Annotated in this window: 1 protein-coding gene; it reads right to left on the bottom strand. The window is 56.0% G+C overall.

Annotated elements, in window-relative coordinates; all coding sequences use genetic code 11:
• Window positions 1-526: 526 nt before the first annotated feature.
• Window positions 527-1,453 carry an aminoglycoside 6-adenylyltransferase gene (locus HYZ49_08350; GenBank protein ID MBI3242287.1) on the bottom strand — a complete coding sequence of 309 codons (927 nt, stop codon included), beginning with the start codon at window positions 1,451-1,453 and terminating at the stop codon, window positions 527-529.
• Between the last annotated feature and the right edge of the window lie 164 nt (window positions 1,454-1,617).

The raw sequence follows: 1,617 nt of genomic DNA, 5'->3' as shown, positions 1-1,617 counted from the left end.
TCAACAACAAAATTAAAGTATTTCTACACGATTTATATACGTTCATATATAGATAATTTCTACTTATAATAGACTAGATAGATATATATTTGAATTCGCTTTTACATTTATATACGCGTGTGTAGCCGAAAAAAAACACACGACGAAGCTCTAGCACCGCTAGACCGTGGCGGGCACTGATGACCTTCATCGCCGGCAGCCAGACCTCAGTGTCCGCATAGACCTTGGTGTAGTCCTGCTCACTATTGATCGCGGGAAGGATCGCCGACATATTCCTAGACCTGAATGGTCGAAGCAGAACCAAGGCGGCCCACGATGGGCCGCCTCTGATCTTTGCCCCAATTTCTGCTAACGTCCCCGCGTTGCCGAACCCGCCGGCCTGGCGCACTGTTTGCGCCCCTCAGCAAACAGTGTGACGGGCCAAGGGTTGGGCGAAAGGAACGATAGTGACTGGAGCCGGCAACGCGGTGTTATACGAAGGCCGGCCTTGAGCAGGGCCACCGATGATCTATCGGCTGCAACATATTTAGCCGCGTGGGTGCATCGACCCTGCCAGTGCTGCCTCACCCTCTCGACGATACCGACGAAGGAACTCGCGCACTTGCCGATCCAACTCAACGGGATAGGCGAACCCAAGCCTGTGAGCGACATCCTCTCCCACGTCACGGAATATGGCCAGCGTCGCATCGAGCGCACGCCAGTTGTCCTCGATTGCACTCCCTGCGTATCCAGCCTGGAGCTGCTTCCACCGCTCGTCACTCATCCGCCATTGTAGACCCTTACCAAGCGATCGGAACTGCACGTTCCAGTCGGTGTCCAGGGCAATCTTCCATTCCAGAAGTCGCCTCAGATAGACCTGCTTCATGTCGTGGTCAAGGACCCACTTGGCCGGCATCGAGTCGCCGCGCATCAGATATTTCGCAACAGCCGGCGCATCGCTATAGAACTCCTCGACGAACCGCGCAAACGCCACTGCACTCGGTCTCGTTTGGGCAAACGCCATGAAGGTCGGGGCACTGAAGCCCGTTGCGAGATTGTCCTTGTCAACGAGCACCGAATAGCCAACATCAAGGCCAGCCGGGAGCTTCAGGGTCTGCCCAACCCGGCGCGCCTTCTCGACGGGCCAAAGCGTGAAATCAATCCGCAATCCACTTTTGTACTGTATGACGTTGGCAAAGATCTCAAGTCCAGTCTCCTGGTCCGCGTAGAGGGCGTCCCAGTAGGTCACTAGAACGACACCAAAGTCGCCTATCCAGGCTCGGTCCGCATGAAACGGATGGACATCTCGAACTACCAGAACGACATCGAAATCTGACAACGCATCGTACGATCCTGGCGGTCCGACCCTGTTACCGGTCAGAAGTACGGCACGCACTGCCTCCTTGTCAGCAGCCCACTTCTGCAGCTTCTCGATCGTTCCCTCATTCCACTGCGCATCGGCGGTTGAGTGCATGCGCGAATCCCTTTTTACGTCGCGTGGCAAGCTCGTCTTTGCTTCTTAGCGGCGCAAATGCGCCGCCTCTTTTGCTTTTGCCGGCTTTCGTATAACGTTTCGGGTTGCCGAACCCGCCGGGCTGGCGCGGCGTTTGCCGCTCCTGGCAAACGGCGTGACAGACC

It is taken from the genome of Chloroflexota bacterium (genome assembly GCA_016197225.1).
Classification (GTDB): Bacteria; Chloroflexota; Anaerolineae; order Anaerolineales; family VGOW01; genus VGOW01.
The sequence above is the reverse complement of the archived record's forward strand: the minus strand, read 5'-3'. Positions and strand labels throughout refer to the sequence as shown.